The organism is Chelatococcus reniformis (genome assembly GCF_014640075.1).
GTDB classification, from domain to species: domain Bacteria; phylum Pseudomonadota; class Alphaproteobacteria; order Rhizobiales; family Beijerinckiaceae; genus Camelimonas; species Camelimonas reniformis.
Genome location: NZ_BMGG01000001.1, coordinates 506,985 through 523,074 on the forward strand (window position 1 = coordinate 506,985; position 16,090 = coordinate 523,074).

The 16,090-nt window shown below is 64.4% G+C and carries 13 protein-coding genes and 1 pseudogene; 8 read left to right on the forward strand and 6 right to left on the reverse strand.

Features of this window, described 5'->3' with window-relative positions; translation table 11 throughout:
- Nucleotide 1: 1 nt before the first annotated feature.
- From IEW34_RS02225 to IEW34_RS02245, 5 genes are read left to right on the forward strand one after another with little or no spacing between them, the layout of a single operon-like run.
- The gene (locus IEW34_RS02225; protein ID WP_188607477.1) at nucleotides 2–886 is read left to right on the forward strand and encodes an ABC transporter permease; all 885 of its coding nucleotides are present in this window, start codon (nucleotides 2–4) and stop codon (nucleotides 884–886) included.
- Nucleotides 883–1,893: an ABC transporter ATP-binding protein gene (locus tag IEW34_RS02230; RefSeq protein WP_244641697.1), complete on the forward strand. Its 1,011-nt coding sequence runs from the start codon at nucleotides 883–885 to the stop codon at nucleotides 1,891–1,893. Before IEW34_RS02225 ends, IEW34_RS02230 begins: the two co-directional genes overlap by 4 nt.
- The gene (locus tag IEW34_RS02235) at nucleotides 1,890–2,891 is read left to right on the forward strand and encodes an ABC transporter ATP-binding protein (protein WP_188607478.1); all 1,002 of its coding nucleotides are present in this window, start codon (nucleotides 1,890–1,892) and stop codon (nucleotides 2,889–2,891) included. Before IEW34_RS02230 ends, IEW34_RS02235 begins: the two co-directional genes overlap by 4 nt.
- Before the next feature lie 24 nt (nucleotides 2,892–2,915).
- A complete protein-coding gene (locus tag IEW34_RS02240; RefSeq protein ID WP_188607479.1) occupies nucleotides 2,916–3,737 on the forward strand; it encodes an SDR family NAD(P)-dependent oxidoreductase in 822 nt (273 codons plus the stop codon).
- Nucleotides 3,738–3,773: 36 nt separating this feature from the next.
- Nucleotides 3,774–5,369: an ABC transporter substrate-binding protein gene (locus IEW34_RS02245; protein ID WP_188607480.1), complete on the forward strand. Its 1,596-nt coding sequence runs from the start codon at nucleotides 3,774–3,776 to the stop codon at nucleotides 5,367–5,369.
- Nucleotides 5,370–5,507: 138 nt separating this feature from the next.
- Here the strand turns inward: IEW34_RS02245 and IEW34_RS02250 are convergent, their stop codons facing one another.
- The 5 genes from IEW34_RS02250 to IEW34_RS02270 form a co-directional block, all read right to left on the reverse strand.
- Complete coding sequence (locus IEW34_RS02250; RefSeq protein WP_188607481.1) at nucleotides 5,508–5,690, reverse strand: hypothetical protein; 183 nt, start codon at nucleotides 5,688–5,690, stop codon at nucleotides 5,508–5,510.
- Nucleotides 5,687–7,456, reverse strand: a complete 1,770-nt coding sequence (locus IEW34_RS02255; protein WP_188607482.1) for a monovalent cation:proton antiporter-2 (CPA2) family protein — start codon at nucleotides 7,454–7,456, stop codon at nucleotides 5,687–5,689. Before IEW34_RS02255 ends, IEW34_RS02250 begins: the two co-directional genes overlap by 4 nt.
- Nucleotides 7,456–8,508, reverse strand: coding sequence for an Atu2307/SP_0267 family LLM class monooxygenase (locus IEW34_RS02260; protein WP_188607483.1), 1,053 nt, complete (start codon nucleotides 8,506–8,508; stop codon nucleotides 7,456–7,458). Before IEW34_RS02260 ends, IEW34_RS02255 begins: the two co-directional genes overlap by 1 nt.
- A gap of 73 nt (nucleotides 8,509–8,581) precedes the next feature.
- Complete coding sequence (locus IEW34_RS02265; protein WP_188607484.1) at nucleotides 8,582–9,103, reverse strand: alginate export family protein; 522 nt, start codon at nucleotides 9,101–9,103, stop codon at nucleotides 8,582–8,584.
- Between the two features lie 32 nt (nucleotides 9,104–9,135).
- Entirely contained in the window at nucleotides 9,136–9,789 is a 654-nt protein-coding gene (locus IEW34_RS02270; protein ID WP_188607485.1) for an isochorismatase family protein, read from the reverse strand.
- A gap of 131 nt (nucleotides 9,790–9,920) precedes the next feature.
- Here IEW34_RS02270 and IEW34_RS30415 point away from each other — a divergent pair.
- From IEW34_RS30415 to IEW34_RS02285, 3 genes and pseudogenes are all read left to right on the forward strand, one after another.
- Nucleotides 9,921–10,158: pseudogene (locus IEW34_RS30415) on the forward strand (helix-turn-helix domain-containing protein); the annotation flags it as partial.
- A 282-nt stretch (nucleotides 10,159–10,440) separates the two neighbouring features.
- Nucleotides 10,441–11,661 carry an efflux RND transporter periplasmic adaptor subunit gene (locus IEW34_RS02280; protein ID WP_188607486.1) on the forward strand — a complete coding sequence of 407 codons (1,221 nt, stop codon included), beginning with the start codon at nucleotides 10,441–10,443 and terminating at the stop codon, nucleotides 11,659–11,661.
- Nucleotides 11,658–14,789, forward strand: a complete 3,132-nt coding sequence (locus IEW34_RS02285; RefSeq protein ID WP_188607487.1) for an efflux RND transporter permease subunit — start codon at nucleotides 11,658–11,660, stop codon at nucleotides 14,787–14,789. Before IEW34_RS02280 ends, IEW34_RS02285 begins: the two co-directional genes overlap by 4 nt.
- 84 nt (nucleotides 14,790–14,873) lie before the next feature.
- On the opposite strand, the gene IEW34_RS02290 is transcribed toward IEW34_RS02285, so the two are convergent.
- Nucleotides 14,874–15,869 carry a patatin-like phospholipase family protein gene (locus IEW34_RS02290; protein WP_188607488.1) on the reverse strand — a complete coding sequence of 332 codons (996 nt, stop codon included), beginning with the start codon at nucleotides 15,867–15,869 and terminating at the stop codon, nucleotides 14,874–14,876.
- Between the last annotated feature and the right edge of the window lie 221 nt (nucleotides 15,870–16,090).

The following is a 16,090-nucleotide window of genomic DNA, read 5'->3' on the forward strand; positions in this document are numbered from 1 at the left end:
GATGACGCAGCTCTCACTCGATGCCGGCACACCCGTTTCGATCTCAAGCAGAATCCGTACTCTGCTCAAACGCTGGCCGGTCGGATCTATCGCCATCCTCATTGTCCTGCTCGTGCTCGGCGTCTTCGCGCCTTTTCTCGAGCCACACAATCCGGATACCCCGCAGATCATGAAGGCTCACCGGCCGCCGGTCTTTCTGGGTGGCACGTGGGACTACGTGCTCGGAACCGACGATCTCGGCCGCGACAACCTCAGCCGCCTCATCAGCGGTGCTCGCATCTCGCTTCTGGTGGGATTTGCTGTCGTTCTGGGAGCGGGTTCCATCGGGACGGTGTTGGCGCTCCTTGCCGGCTATTTCGGCGGGATCGTCGACATCATCATCTCGCGCATGACCGAGGTCTTCGTGGCCGTGCCGTTCCTGCTCGTGGCCATCGCCGTGGTCGGCGCCGTGGGCGCGAGCACGACTAATTTGGTCCTCACATTGATATTCATGACGTGGGCCGGCTACGCGCGGGTCCTGCGGGCCGAGGTTCTTCGGTTGAGGGAGCTCGAGTTCGTTAAGCTCGCGAAAGTAGCAGGATGCAGTAATATGCGGATCCTGTTCCATCATATCCTGCCCAATATCGTCAATCCGCTTGTCATACTTGCAACTCTACAGCTCGGCGCCACGATTGTGATCGAGGCCTCACTGAACTTCCTCGGCCTCGGCGTGCCCGCTCCGCAGGCGACGTGGGGCGGAATGCTTGCAGCCGGCAAGAACTACATCGGGTTCCAGGACTCGCTCGTCATCATCCCTGCCATCGCGATCTTCTTGGTCGTCCTTTCCATCAATCTGCTCGGCGACTGGCTGCGCTTACGCCTGGACCCGAGGTTCCGCCAGCTATGACGCAGATGTCAGGCCAGCCTGCCCTTCTGGAGGTCAAGAATCTCCGTACCTACTTCCGTACGCGCGCCGGTGTCGCGAAGGCCGTGGACGGTGTGTCATTCTCCTTGCAGCAGGGCCGTACGCTCGGGATCGTTGGGGAGTCCGGCAGCGGCAAGAGCGTCACGATGATGTCGATCGTGCGCTTGATCGCAAAGCCGGCCGGGCGCATCGAGTCAGGCGAAATCCTGTTCGAGGGCAAGGACCTTCTGAAGCTCACCGACGAGGAGATGCGGCGGATCCGAGGCGATCAGATCGCCGTCGTGACCCAAGATCCGATGACGTCGCTCAACCCGGTGTACTCCATCGGAAATCAGCTCGAGGAACCTCTGCGCCTGCATCAGGGGATCAAGACGAAGTCTGTGCTGCGGGACAAGGTCATCGCCGGGCTGCGGCGTGTCGGAATCCCGGCGCCAGAGATGCGGGTGCGCAGCTATCCCCACCAGATGAGCGGTGGGCAGCGACAGCGCGTTGTTACCGCGATGGCATTGGAGTGCCACCCGTCTCTGCTGCTCTGCGACGAGCCGACGACCGCGCTCGATGTGACCGTGCAAATGCAGGTGCTCAGGCTGCTCCGCGAGATTCAGCGTGAGCAGCGGCTGAGCATGATCATCGTCAGCCATGACTTGGCCGTGATCGCTCGCGTCTGCGACGACGTAGCCGTCATGTACGCCGGGCGCATCGTCGAGAAAGCTGGTCTGGTCTCGCTCTTTGAAAATCCCTCGCATCCCTACACCAAGGCGTTGATGCGGTCGCTGAATGGCGAGACTGACGGCAAGGGGCGGCTGCATGCGATCGAGGGCCAGCCGCCGGACGTCCGCCAGATCAAACGCGGCTGCCCGTTCGCCCCGCGCTGCCGAGAGGCCATGGACATCTGCACATCGGAATTTCCGCCGGAAGTGGTGTTATCGCCCAACCACACGACCTCCTGCTGGGCGGTGTCGGCGAAGATCGGATCGGGGCCTCGATGAGTGATGCCCTGAATATCGCCCCGCCGAACACGATCGACGACGCCGCGGGTCCGTCAACCGCGCCGCTGATTGAGCTCAGTGCGGTCTCGAGGACGTATACCGTTCGAAAGGCTGAGCTGAGGGCGGTGGACCGTGTGTCGCTCGCTATCAAGCCCGGCAAGGTCCTGGGCGTGGTCGGCGAGTCCGGTTGCGGAAAGACAACGCTGTCGCGCATGATGTTGCGCCTGGAGACGCCGTCGAGCGGAGTCATTCGCTTTCGCGGGACCGACATCTGGGACCTAAAAAAGGAAGGACTGCGCGACTTTCACAAGTCGGTGTCTGCCGTTTTCCAGGATCCTTACAGCTCGCTCAATCCGCGCCACCGCGTCGAACAGGTAGTCATGGAGCCCGTCCGCGTCAATTTTGGACGCAAAGCCACCAACGCGGGTCGCATCGGCGAGCTGCTTCATTCGGTTGGCTTGCCCGCCACGGCAGGCCGCATGTATCCGCACGAGTTCAGTGGCGGCCAGCGTCAGCGCATCGCCATTGCCCGCGCCATCTCGACCAACCCCGAGCTCATTCTACTCGACGAACCCGTGTCCGCGCTGGACGTCTCGATACGTGCACAGATCCTCAATCTGCTCAAAGACTTGCAAGCCGCCAGCGGAGCCGCCTTCGTGTTTGTGGCTCACGACCTCGGCGCCGTGCGTTACATGAGCGACGAGGTCATCGTGATGTATCTCGGCGCTATCGTCGAACGGGCGCCCTCCGAGGCGCTGTACGTCCGTCCTAGGCATCCTTACACGAAGGGGCTGCTCGAGGCCTCGCTGCCGCCTGATCCGAGAAGCCCCAATCTCAACTCGTCGATCGAGGGTGATCTTCCGAGCCCGATCAATCCTCCGAGCGGATGCCGGTTTCGCACGCGCTGCCCACTCGCTGCCGAGCGATGCGCCCGCGAGGAGCCCGAGCTCCGAGAAATCGACTTCGATCACCGCGTGGCCTGCCACTACGCGGGCTAGAGGCCAGGTCTCTGGGAGGTGCCGGTGCGAGAGCTGACAGGGAAGGTTGCAGTCATTACCGGGGCTGGGAGCGGCATCGGCCGCGGCTTGGCTCAGGCGTTCGCCGCGGCCGGTATGCGGCTCGTGCTCGCCGACATCGATGGCGCCTCCGCGGAGGAGACCTGCGCCCTGCTGCAGCTGCCGCCCAGCCGCGCCATTCCGGCTCAAGTCGACGTGGCTCAGCTCACTGACGTGGAGCGGTTGGCTGACGTCGCCTATGGGCAATTCGGCGCCGTCGACGTCCTCTGCAACAATGCCGGCGTCGTGCCATGGCAACGCGCCGGGGATGCCGACCGCCTGGTGTGGGAGTGGGTCGTTGCCGTCAACATCTGGGGCGTCATCAATGGCATCGAAACCTTCCTGCCACGGATGAGGGCTCAGGGAACACCCGGGCACATCGTGAATACGGCGTCGATCGCAGGCGTGCTGCCGAGCAGGGTCAGTTCGCTCTACTCGACCACCAAATTCGCGGTTGTTGGCCTTTCCGAGACGCTTCGTGAGGAGCTGAAAGAGACGGGCATCGGCGTGTCCGTCCTCTGCCCCGGCGCCGTCAGGACCCGGATCCGTGAGACAAGCGGTCAGAACCACCCTGCGGGGATGGACGCAGCGGCGGCCGTGCCAAACCGGACCGGCCTCGGCGCCGCAGCTGGTGCGCTCGAGCCGGAGAAGGTCGCCGCCATGGTGCTGGACGCTATCCGCGACAACCGGCTCTATATCTTTACCGAGCCAGCGTTGCGGCCACTCGTTGACGAACGCTGGCGCCTGATGATGGAGGGATTTGACGTACTCAGCGAGAGGAAAGTGTAAATTCGTCATCGAGATCCAATAACGGGAGGACGAGCAATGAAAAAGAACCACACTTCACAGACGGGACATATCGATCGCAGAGAAGTCTTGATGGGCGCGGTTGGCGCGGTCGCCTCCACGGCCGCTTTCACCGCCGGCAGCGCAGTTTTTCCGGCCCCGGCACAGGCGGCGCCAAGCGGCAAGCTCCGTGTGGCCGTTGCCAGCCTGATGGACCAGTCGATCGACCCATTTTTTCAGAGCGGCGGCTTGGCACGTCCGATCAATGCTCACCTCTACAACTCTTTCTTTCGGGACAACGATAAGGGCCAGCGTGAGCTCGATCTCGCTGCGAGCTATAGCGTCTCCGCCGACCGCAAGACCGTCACATTCAAAATGCGTGAAGATGTCGTGTTTTGGGATGGAACGCCGCTCACGGCCGATGACGCGGCCTGGTCATGGAAAGCGTTCACGACGCGAACGCCGCCATCAGCGGATGTCCCAGGCCTGAAGAAAACTATCGAATCCGTGACGGCAACCGACAAATATACTGTTGAAATTAAGCTGTTCCAGCCGACGCCGATGGAATGCCGGGAATTTCTTGCCTGGTTTTACATTTCGTCGAAGACTCATTACGAAAAGGTTGGCGCGGAGGCCTTCAAGACGCAACCCATGGGGACGGGGCCCTTCAAGGTGGTGCGCAATGAAGTCGGCTCCCTCTGTGAGATGGAGGCTAACGAGCTCCACTATCGGAAAGACCGCATTCCTGGCGTCCGGAGCCTGCGCCTGCAAGTCGTACCAGAGCCTACGACGCGTATCGCCCAGCTGCGCGCGGGCGAAGTTGACTTAATCGAAGGCATCACGGGCGTTCAGGCCCTACAGCTCGGCGCCGATCCCAACGTCACCATCGTCAAATCGCCGGCGACAGCTCTGTTGAAACTCAATTTCGTCGAGGTTGGACACAACGTCAAGCCGTGGGATGATATTCGCTTCCGCGAGGCACTGGTCATCTCGGTCAATCAGGACGAGATCGTGCAAGGGTTGCTTCGACAAGGCAAACCGAGCCCGAACGCGCACGTCTATCCCGGGGCCTTAGGCTACAGCGAGGCGATGTTTCCGGTGCGCAAGTACGACCCCGCGAGAGCCAAGGCGTTGATCAAGGAAGCCGGCCTCGTCGGCTTTGAGTTCGATCTTCTGGGCTACCGCTCGTCGTCGTATCCAAGTATTCCCGAAGTGATCCAGGCGATCGCTGGTTACTGGTCCGATCTGGGGCTCAAACCGAAGATCACAGTAATGGAGTCGGGCAGCTACTTTACCAGTTTCGTCAACCGAAAGCTGCATGGCGTCGCCGCTCAGGGTTGGCCGTTTTACAATGACTTGCGAAGGCCGGCGGCGTTTCTGATCACCGGCGCCAACTATGGGGCGACCGATAACTTCCCCGAGATCGACGATCGCTATCGGCAGCTGGTCAACGAACCGGATCAGGACCGCCAGGTGAAGCTGGCGCAAGAGATGCATAAGTTCTGCTACGATAATTTTCTGCTCGGGACCTGCCCTTGGTCGGATTCTCAGTGGGCGGTCAGCAAGAAGGTCAAGGCTTGGGTTCGTCCGACCGGTGATCCGTATACGACACGACTGGAGTCCATCCAGCTATAAGAGGCTGTTCTGAAATGAGAGAGGGGCTTGTCGCGGTCTGCGTGAGATACGCCGCAACCAGCGCCCATTCATCGTCCGGAACGTCGGACGGATAAGGTTTGCGAGACTTAACCATCTCGCAAACCTCCGAAATTATGGTTACCGAGGCGGCAAGACCTGGGGCGCCGGCAGGGAATTCGTCCACGTCCGCGTCGACGACGCCTCGCGTATCGCCGTCAGCGAGGTGCTCCCGATGAGCCGTGAGGCGCAGGCGCCCAGGGCGAGCGCCAGCGCGATCAGCGCCGCCGCCATGTACAGCGCTGATTGCCGTCGGTCCGTCATCGTCGTCCCTCTCCGCTCCCTCCACTCAACGGTTCCGGGACGGGCTGGAGGAGCAACCTGTCGCGGCCCGACATGGCGTCTCCCTGCACCTGTTCGTCCAGCCGCTCCGTATCGCGCCGACGGATGTCCTCGGCGGCTTCCTCGATGTCGACATCGGCAATGCCCAACGCTCGCAGGCCCTCCGCTCCCATCAGATAGGCGGATTCGACCGTCTCGCGGATCTGATAGTCGACACCGGCGCGGATCAGATCCGCGGCATGGCCACGGTCATAGCTTCGCACCAGGAGCCTGGCCTGCGGAAATTCGTGCTGCGCCAGTTCCACGATCTGCAGCGCGGCCTTGGGATCGTCGATGCAGATCATGATCGCATCTGCCACGCCCGCGCCGGAGTGGCGCAGGACGTCGAGCCTGGCGCCATCGCCGAAGTAGACCTTGAAACCGTATCGAGCCGCGTCGCGGATCCGGTCGGGCTCCTTGTCGATGACAGCAAGGTCGACGCCCCTGGACAGCAGCGCCTGCGAAGCGATCTGGCCGAAGCGGCCGAAGCCGATGAGGAGGATCCGCCCCTTCAGGTCGCGGGCGACGTCGACGCCGTCCATCGATGCTTCGCTGCGCAATAGCCGATCAGCTGCGATCATGAGCAGCGGGGTCAGGGCCATGGACAGGATCACCACGGTGGAGAACAGCGCGTTCTCCCGCGCATCGATGACGCCGCCCGAATTCGCTGCCGCATAGAGCACGAAGGCGAACTCGCCGCCCTGCAGGAACATGGAGGTGCGGTGCAAGGCCTGGTGATTGGAGCCACCGAGCAGCCGAGCGACCGCATAGACCACGACGCCCTTTGCGACCGTGAAGGCGGCCAGCATCGCCAGCAGAAGCCGCCATTCGGCGGCGACGACGGCGAGGTCGAGCGACATACCGACGGCCAGGAAGAACAGCCCCATGAGCAGGCCGCGAAACGGCTCGATGTCGCTTTCGATCTGGTGCCTGTAGCTCGAGCTCGACAGCATTACCCCGGCGAGGAATGCGCCCATCGCCATCGACAGCCCCGCGACCTCCATGAGCAGAGCCGCGCCGAGGACCACCAGCAGCGCGCCCGCCGTCAGCACCTCGCGCGTCCGCGCCCGCGCCAGCAGGGCGAAGAACGGGTTCAGACCCCAGCGCGACACCGCCAGGAGCCCAGACAGCGCTGCGACCGCTACCACGATGCCTGTCCATCCCGTCTGCCCCTGCGACAGCGGCGACAGAAAGGCCACGACCGCCAGAAGCGGCACGATCATCAGGTCCTCGAACAGCAGGATCGCGACCGACTTCTGTCCCTCCGCGCTCGACATCTCGCCGCGGTCCTGCAGCACCGACATGATGACGGCGGTCGAGGACAGGACGAAGCCCGCCCCGGCGATGAAGGCGACCGGACCCGACAGGCCGAACACCACCGCGCCTGTCAGCGCGAGGGCCGCGATCGCTGCGGCAACCTGGGCAAGGCCCAGTCCGAAGATCTGGCCACGCATGGCCCAGAGCTTGGGCGGCCGCAGTTCCAGTCCGATCACGAACAGGAACATCACCACCCCGAGCTCCGAGAAATGCAGGATGGACTGGGCGTCGGTGAACAGCCCCAGCACCGATGGCCCCACCAGCACGCCGGCAGCGAAGTAGCCAAGGACCGAACCGAGGCCGAGCCGCCGGAACAGCGGCACGGCGACGACGGCCGCTCCCATCAGCACAACCGCAGGAGCGATCGTCTGCCCTAAGCTCACCCCCGCCATCAGTACGTCTTTTTGGTTGCGTGGGTGGCCGCCCGGATGATCGGCGCAACCTCGGTGCCGAGGAGCTCGATCGACCGCTTCATGGCGGCCGTCTCGAGCGAAGCGGTGCTCATCTGGAAGGTGATGCGCGAGACGCCGCCGAGCACCTCGCCGGCATGAAGCATCTTGGCTGCGACCGTCTTTGGATCGCCGATCAGGAACGCGCCCTCGGGGCTCGCCATGGCGTCGAACTGCTGGCGCGACGGCGGCGGCCAGCCGCGTTCGCGGCCGATCTTTCCCGTCAGATGCGCCCAGCCGGGAAAGAACGCCTGTCTCGCGGCCGTGTCGGTCTCGCCGACGAAGCCCATCGCGTGGACGCCGACCTTGAGCGCCTCGGGACTATGCCCGGCATTCAACCCGGATTCGCGATAGAGATCGACGAGCGGGCGGAAGCGCTCGAAGGTGCCACCGATGATCGCGACCATCAGCGGCAGGCCGAGCGTGCCGGCGCGAGCGAAGGATTGCGGCGTGCCGCCGACGCCGATCCAGACCGGCAGCCGCGGCTGATGGGGGCGCGGGTAGACGCCCTGACCTTCCAGCGCCGCGCGGAAGCGACCCTTCCAGATCGGATAGGTCCTCCCGTTGAGCTGCACGAGCAGATCGAGCTTCTCCGCGAAGAGCTCGTCATAATCTCGAGGGTCCATGCCGAACAGCGGGTAAGCCTCGCCGAACGAGCCTCGGCCGACGATGATCTCGGCCCGCCCCCTGGCGATCAGGTCGAGGGTCGCGAACTCCTGAAAGATCCGTACCGGGTCGGCGGCACTCAGCACCGTCACCGCGCTGGTCAGCCGGATCCGACGGGTGCGGGCCGCCGCTGCGGCCAGGATGACCGCCGGCGCGGAATCGAGAAACTCGGCGCGATGGTGCTCGCCGACGCCGAAGACGTCGAGCCCGACCCGGTCGGCGACCTCGACCTCGTCGAGCAGATCGGCCATGCGATCGGTCGCGGAAGGAAGCTTGCCTGTCGCCGGATCGGGGAGGATCGCTGCGAAACTGTCGATACCGATTTCCATCGATGATCCTTGTAAGCTCATTTGGTGGCGCTGATTGAGGACACGGGTCCGGGAGCGGCGGGCGGAGGCATGGTCAGAACCGGTAGTTTGCCATGACGCCGACCAGGGCTATGACCTGTGCGGGACCCGTCTCTCGAATGAACGTGCCTGGGTCGAAGACGCCGACCGAGGCCGACAGGTTGAGGTCCGGTGTCGCCTGCCAGGCGACGGCGATCTCCGCCTGCGTTCCGATGAAGCGCGCATCGCTGTCCCTGCCGCTGCGCACGAGGGTACCCGAGATCGCGTAGATGCCGTCGTCGGTGCTCTGTCGCCAATAGGCCGAACCCGACAGCGAGAGCTCGACGTCCTTGTGCGGACGGATCGTGATGGACGGCCGAACATGGATCAGATTGCGCGGTCCGATCGGCGACTGAGACACAAAGTACTTGCCCCTGCGAAAGAGGGGATTGAGCGTTCCAAGCTCTGGATCGTCCGGGTCGTCGTCTCCCCAGAGCTGTTGCAGGCGCCCGCGAAAACACGGGCGAGATCGCCGAACCTTCTTGGCACCTGGTAGAGGGGGATGGCGAGCCGCGACACCAGGTCCGCCGTCTCGCAACGCATCTCGCCGCTACTCGCCATCCGGCTTGGTCAGGCAGCGGCGCTCGGCACCGGCGTGTTGAGCAACTGCTGCTCCCACACGAACGCGATGCCACTGCCGGCCGCATGCTGCTTGAGTATGTCGATGAACTCAGCGGCATGCTCGGTCCGCGCGTGGTCGCGCTGCCATTCGGACGCCAGGGCGAGCCAGGTCATCACGTTGGCGCCGGCCGCGATCATGCGCTGGATCGCCACGTGATGGGCCTCCACCGAAACGGCTCCGCAGGCATCGGTGATCACCGTCACATCCCAACCCTCGCCGAGGGCTTGAATCACCGGCATTGCGACGCAGATCTCCGTGTACAGGCCTGCGATGATCAGCTGCTTGCGGCCGGTCTCCTTGACGGCATCCACAACCTTCCGGTCCTCCCAGGTGTTGATGAACGTCCGGTCGATCACCTCCTGGCCCGGGAAGACATCGGTAATCTGCGGGAAGATGACACCGCCTCGCTCGGCGATCACGCTCGTGAGAATGGTCGGGACGCGGTAGGCTTTGGCGGCCTTCGCCAGAGCCGTCGCATTGTTGACCACCGTATGCGGAGTGTGGCTGTTCAGGTTGGCGAGCTGGAATGGCTGGTGGTCGATCAGAACGAGGACCGAGTCTTCCGGGCGCAGAAGCGACTTCAAGCCATTGCGAAAGGTCATTTTCAATCCTTCTTCTGATCTTGTCAGTGCACGTCAGTGTGTTCCGAGACGATTCGCCGGGCACGCCGCCTTGTCTTGCCGTTCCCTCAAGCGTAACGCTAGCGCCACGGCGCGCGAAGCTGTGTCGCACAATGGGGAACGCTAACGTGGAGAGCGAGGATCAGCAGACATTCGTCGAGGTTGCGGATGCCGGGGGCGCTTCGGCTGCCGCATCGGCTTGGCATGTCCAAATCGATCGTCAGCCGAAGTCTGATCCGCCTCGAAGCAGATGCCGCTGTTCAGCTTGTCGCGCCAACCACCCGCGGCGCCGCGCTGACGGAAGCCGGGGCGCTGTTCCGAGACTGTGCAGCCGGAGCTTGCATCGAGATCCAGCATCCCGAAAGGAAGATTCGGGTCCTCACCGAGCTGCTGATCGAGTTATTCGAACAAGATCCTCGCTTTAGCGAAGGGGCGGCGGAGCGGGTTTGCCGAGCCGCGCGCGTGCATAGCCTTGCCAAGGTTGGGGTGACGAATCCCCGAAGTCGGCTGGGTTGCACGTGCGGTCGCCTGCCGTCACAATACCGACGGTGAAGCGATCCACCTGCATCGTTCTATAGCTTCTTGATATAGCAAACGGCCTGTTGAGGCTTCGCCGGGGGGCGGCAATCGAGCATGAGGCAAGCACGTCGTTCCAAGCGCGCGTCGGTCTTCGCGCGCGGCCTAGTCGCACTCTGCCTAGTCGCACTCTGCCAAGTCACCCTCGCAGCCGGCGCCGCGGCACAAGCCCCCGTAGCACCGCCCGCCGTCACCGTCGCCACAATCCGCTCGCAGGACGTGACGAACCGGGTCAACTTCATCGGCAGCATCGAGGCGATGCAGAAGGTCGACCTTCGTGCCCGCGTCGAGGGCTTTCTCGACAAGGTCGCATTTCAGGAGGGCGCAACGCTGCCGGCCAATGCTCCAGCGTACGTCATCGAACAAGCGCCCTACATCGATGCCGTGAACCAGGCCAAGGCTACGTTGGCGGAGGGTGACGCGCAGCTCGCCTCGGCCGAGGCGAGCCTGAAGGACAAGCAGGCGACGTACGGTCGCCAGTCGCGGCTCGCGACGCAGCAGTTCGCCTCCCAGGCCGCCCTCGACGAGGCCCTCGCCGCCCGCGATCAGGCCGCCGCGGCCGTGGAGCAGGCCAAGGCCCAGATCGCTTCGGCCAACGCCGCGCTCGCCACCGCGAACCTCAATCTGTCATATACGAACATCGCGACGCCGATCGCCGGTCGTATCGGCAAGACCGCGATCACGCAGGGCAATCTGGTGTCGCCCGCTACCGGCGTCCTCGCGACCGTGGTTCAGATGTCGCCGATCCGCGTCGTGTTCGCCATCCCCGAGCGCGACTACGTCACCATCATGAGGTTCCTGGCGACGCCGGCGGCTAAATCGGCCCCCGGCATGGATGACCTGTTCAAGCCGCAGCTGATCCTTCCCGACGGATCGACCTACGGCGAAAGCGGCAGGATCGAGTTCATCAACAACCAGATCGATGCGTCCACCGGCACCGTGGCCGTCCGCGCCGTCTTCGACAATCCCGAGCGCCTGTTGCTTCCGGGCCAGTATGTCTCGGTGACGGTGCAGACAGGCCAAAAGGCTCGCGCCGTGATCGTGCCCCAGGTCGCCGTGCAGAGGAATGCCGCGGGCGCCTACGTCCTGCTGGTGGACAAGGACAGCCGCGTGCAGGTGCGCCCCATCGTGCTCGGCGAAACGGCCCCCTCCGGCTTCGTCGTCACCTCCGGGCTCCAGGAGGGAGAGCAGGTCATCGTCGACGGCGTCCAGAAGGTGCGGCCCGGGGCCGTGGTCCACGCCACCACTGCCCCCGCGCCCTCGGGATCGGCTCGATGATCTCCAGCTTCTTCATCGCGCGGCCCCAGCTCGCCATCGTGATGTCGGTGGTGATCACCATCGCCGGCCTGCTCTGCCTCCTCGTCATACCCGTCGCGCAATACCCGGCCATCACGCCCCCCGTCGTTCAGGTTACGGCGAGCTACCCGGGTGCGGACGCGTCGACCATCGCGCAAACAGTCGGCGCGCCGATCGAGCAGCAGGTCAACGGCGTCGAGGGCATGATGTACATGTCGTCGACGAGTTCGTCGGCCGGCGTCTACACGCTCGCGGTGACCTTCGCCGTCGGTACCGATCCCGACATCGCCCAGGTCAACACGCAGAACCGGGTGGCGCTCGCCACGTCGCAGTTACCCAGCATCGTCAATGCACTGGGCGTCCAGGTTCAACAGCAGTCGACGAGCATGCTAGGGGTGATCGCCATCTACTCCGACGATCCCAAGCAGGATCCGGTTTTCATTTCCAACTACACCAGCATCAACTTGCAGCCGGCCGTCTCACGCGTTCCCGGCGTCGGCGCCGCGACCTTGTTCGGCGCCCTCAACTATTCCATGCGGGTCTGGCTGGACGCGGACCGCATGGCGGCCCTGTCGTTGACGCCCATCGACATCTCGAACGCCATCCAGAACCAGAACATTCAGGCGTCCCTGGGCCAGATCGGCGCGCCGCCGATCGCCGACACCCAGGTGATGCAATATACGATCGAGACGAAGGGCCGGCTGATCACGCCCGACGATTTCAGCAACATCATCCTCCGGACCGGCGCCGACGGCGCGATCCTGCGCATCCGGGACGTCGCGCGCGTCGAGCTCGGCGCCCAGTCGTATGCCCAGTCGTCCTTGCTCAACGGCAGGCCCGCCATCTGTTTGGCCGTCTACCAGCTTCCCAACGCCAACGCGCTGCAGGTGATGCAGGGTGTCGAGCAGCGGCTGAAGGAGCTCGAACCGCGGTTCCCGCACGGGCTCAAGGCTCGCGTGGTCTACGATTCCACCTTGTTCGTGTCGGCCTCGGTGAACGAGATCGTCAAGACGCTGGCCATCACGGCCGTCATCGTGCTGCTGGTCGTCTTCCTGTTTCTCCAGGATCTGCGCGCCACCATCGTGCCCGCGGTGACCATCCCGGTGTCGCTGATCGGCGTCTTCATCGTCTACCAGGCAAGCGGATTCTCCGCCAACACGATCAGCCTGTTCGCCCTGGTGCTCGCCATCGGTCTCGTCGTCGATGACGCCATCGTCGTCGTCGAGAACGTGCAACGCATCATCGAGCAGGAGGGCCTGCCGGCACGCGCGGCCACCCTCAAGGCGATGGGGCAGGTGACGGGGCCGATCGTCTCGACCACCCTCGTCCTCTTCGCCATTTTCGCGCCCGTGGCGTTCTTTCCCGGTATCGTCGGCGAGCTGTATCGCCAGTTCGCCGTCACCATCACCGCGGCAGTGGCGATTTCGGCGATCAACGCGCTGACCCTGTCGCCTGCGCTCTGCGCGCTGGTGCTACGGCCGCTCAAGCCGCACCGCGGCCCGCTGGCCTGGTTCAACCGCGGCCTCGAGCACACCCGCTCCGGCTATACCCGGGTCTCGGGGGCGCTGGCGCGCCGCTCGCTCGTCGGCGCTCTCATCATCGTGGCGGCCGGCGGCGCGACCGCCTACATGTTCGGGAAGCTGCCGACGTCGTTCCTGCCGACGGAAGACCAGGGCGTCCTGTTCGTCGACGTGGAACTGCCCGATGCGGCCGCCCTGCCACGCACCGACAAGGTCCTGGCCGAGGTCGACCGCATCGCCCGCGACGTTCCCGGCGTGGCCGACGTGATCACCGTGTCCGGATTCAGCCTGCTCACCGGCTCACCCGCCTCCAACAGCGGGCTTGCCGTCGTGGTGCTGAAACCCTGGTCCGAACGGCGAACGCTCGCGACGAGCATGTTCGGGATCTACGAGAGGCTGCACGGTGAATACGCAGCCCTCGCGGGGGCGAACGTCCTGCCGTTTCCGCCGCCGGCGATTCCGGGCCTCGGCACGACGGGGGGCTTCGACTTCAGGCTCGAGGCGCTGGAGGGACAATCGCCCGAGGAACTCGCGACCGCGACTCGCTCCCTCGTGATCGCGGCGAACCAGGATCCGCGCATCAGCCGCGCCTACTCCACCTATTCGGCGTCGGTGCCGCGCATCTTCATGGACATCGACCGCAGCAAGACCGAAAGCCTCGGCGTCTCGGTCTCCGACGTCTTCACGACGATGCAGGCGATGCTGGGCTCGCTCTACATCAATCAGTTCAACTATCTCGGCCGATCGTTCCAAGTGAATATCCAGGCGGACGCGAAGTATCGGGCCAAGATCAACGATATCTCGCGGCTGTACGTGCGCAACGCCGTCGGCGACATGGTGCCGATCAGCACGCTTGCCGTCCCGCGCGAACGCGTGGGTGCCGATTTGATCTACCAGTACAATCAGTATCCGTCGGCGCAGATTTCCGGCGACGCGGCGGCCACCGCATCATCCGGCGAGGCGATGGCCGCCATGGCCGGGGCCTTCAACAAGGTTCTACCGACCGGCTATAATTTCGAATGGTCGAGCCTGTCGTTCCAGGAGGCCAGCCAGACACCGGGCACCGTCCTCTTCATCCTCGGGCTGTCCATGGTGTTCGGCTATCTCTTCCTGGTCGGCCTGTATGAGAGTTGGCTGGTGCCCTTCGCCGTCATCGCCTCGGTGGCGATCGCCGCGCTCGGCGCCGTTCTGACGGTCAGTCTGCTCAAGCTGGGCAATGATATCTACACGCAGATCGGGCTATTGCTGCTCATCGGCCTTGCCGCCAAGAACGCGATCCTCATCGTCGAGTTCGCGCGCGACGAGCGGGCCGCCGGCCGGAGCCGCTACGATGCGGCGGTCGACGCCATGCACAAGCGCTTCCGCGCGGTCCTGATGACCGCGCTGGCCTTCATCATCGGGTTGCTGCCCCTGGTGCTGTCGACGGGGGCCGGCGCCGTCAGCCGCATCCACCTCGGCTTCGCCGTTCTCGGCGGCATGTTGGCCGCGACCTTCTTCGGCATCCTGCTCGTGCCCAGTCTCTACGTGCTGTTTCAACGCATTGAGGACGGGCTGCTGCGCCGGCGCGAAGGGGCGCCAGCGGATGCGTGAACCCGGTCGGCTGGCCCGGATGCCGGCCGGCGGCCCGCCCCGATCGGCCGGACGCATGTCCGACCGGGGGCGTGCGTCAGGGCTTCAGGTCGCCGCCGGGGCGGCGGCCGGTGCCTTGGCCGCGGGCGGCTTGGCCGGCTTCCAGCCGTTCTTCTCCAGCCATTCCATCGTGAGGTCGACCGCGACATTGCCGTCGGGCGCATCCCAAGCGGGTCCGACGAACACGGGCGGATCGACGCGCAGGAAACGGTCGCCCAGGAGTTGTTCACACTGGTCACTGACCGCCTGCGCGCCAGCCTGAAGGAAAAGATCGATCAGGACGAGCGGGTTGAAGGGATCCAGCATCCACTGCCGGTAGCCCCAGTTCGCCATGCCGTCCGCGAGGGCGGGCGCAAGATGGCGCGCCGTGCCGGCAAGATTGCGCGGTGTGCCGACGGAGAGCACGCTGATGTCGGGAAGCTTCTTCTTGTCGGCGAGCGCGGCCGTCAACGCCAGCATAGCCGGGTTGTTGGCAACGACCGCGCCGTCCACATAGACCGGCCCGGTGCCCGCGCCGCCCTGGTAGGCCGGATATTGCAAGGGCATCGCCATCGTGCGCAGGACGACGTCGACGATCAATTCCACCCGTCCGACGTCGCCGGCGGCATTGCTGAACGTGCGAGGCTTCCACCGGCGGTTGTCGATGTCGAGCTCGTCGTCGAGCTGGACCGTCGAGACGAGGACGGGCCGCTTGATATCGGCAAGCGTGGTGCCCGCCCCGAACACCTCATCGCAGAATGCGACGAGCGATTTGGCCGACAGCGCGGCGTTGCTGCCCAGCACCGTGCCGGCCATCGACCAGGGCGTCTGCCCCTCGCGCGCCTCGTCGTCGAAACGCAGCATGGCCTCGAAGGCGCGGATCGGATCATCGAACCAGGCCAGCAACAGGGCATTCACGGCGCCGCTTCCGGTGCCCACGAACAGGTCGACGTCGCGAACGAAACTGTAGCCCGTGGCTTCGGTCCGACGCTCCAGTGTGGACAGGAACACGCCGGCCTTCTCGCCGTTGCCACCATCCAAAGACAAAATTCGATATGTCATAAGCGTGGTTCCTCTTTCGTCGATCAGAATCGGCTGGAGGCCGCGCTCCGGCTCGGCCCGTCGTTGGCGAATGATAGGAAGTAACCTCTACTCAAGATCGATGACCGCTATGCGTTGCCCCTCTTCTTTCGTCACATCGTCGGCTGGATCATTTTCGCGCCCAACCGAGCCGTGTGAATTGCCCTGGAGCATTTCGGTTAGGAATACTCCAAGTCTTTGAA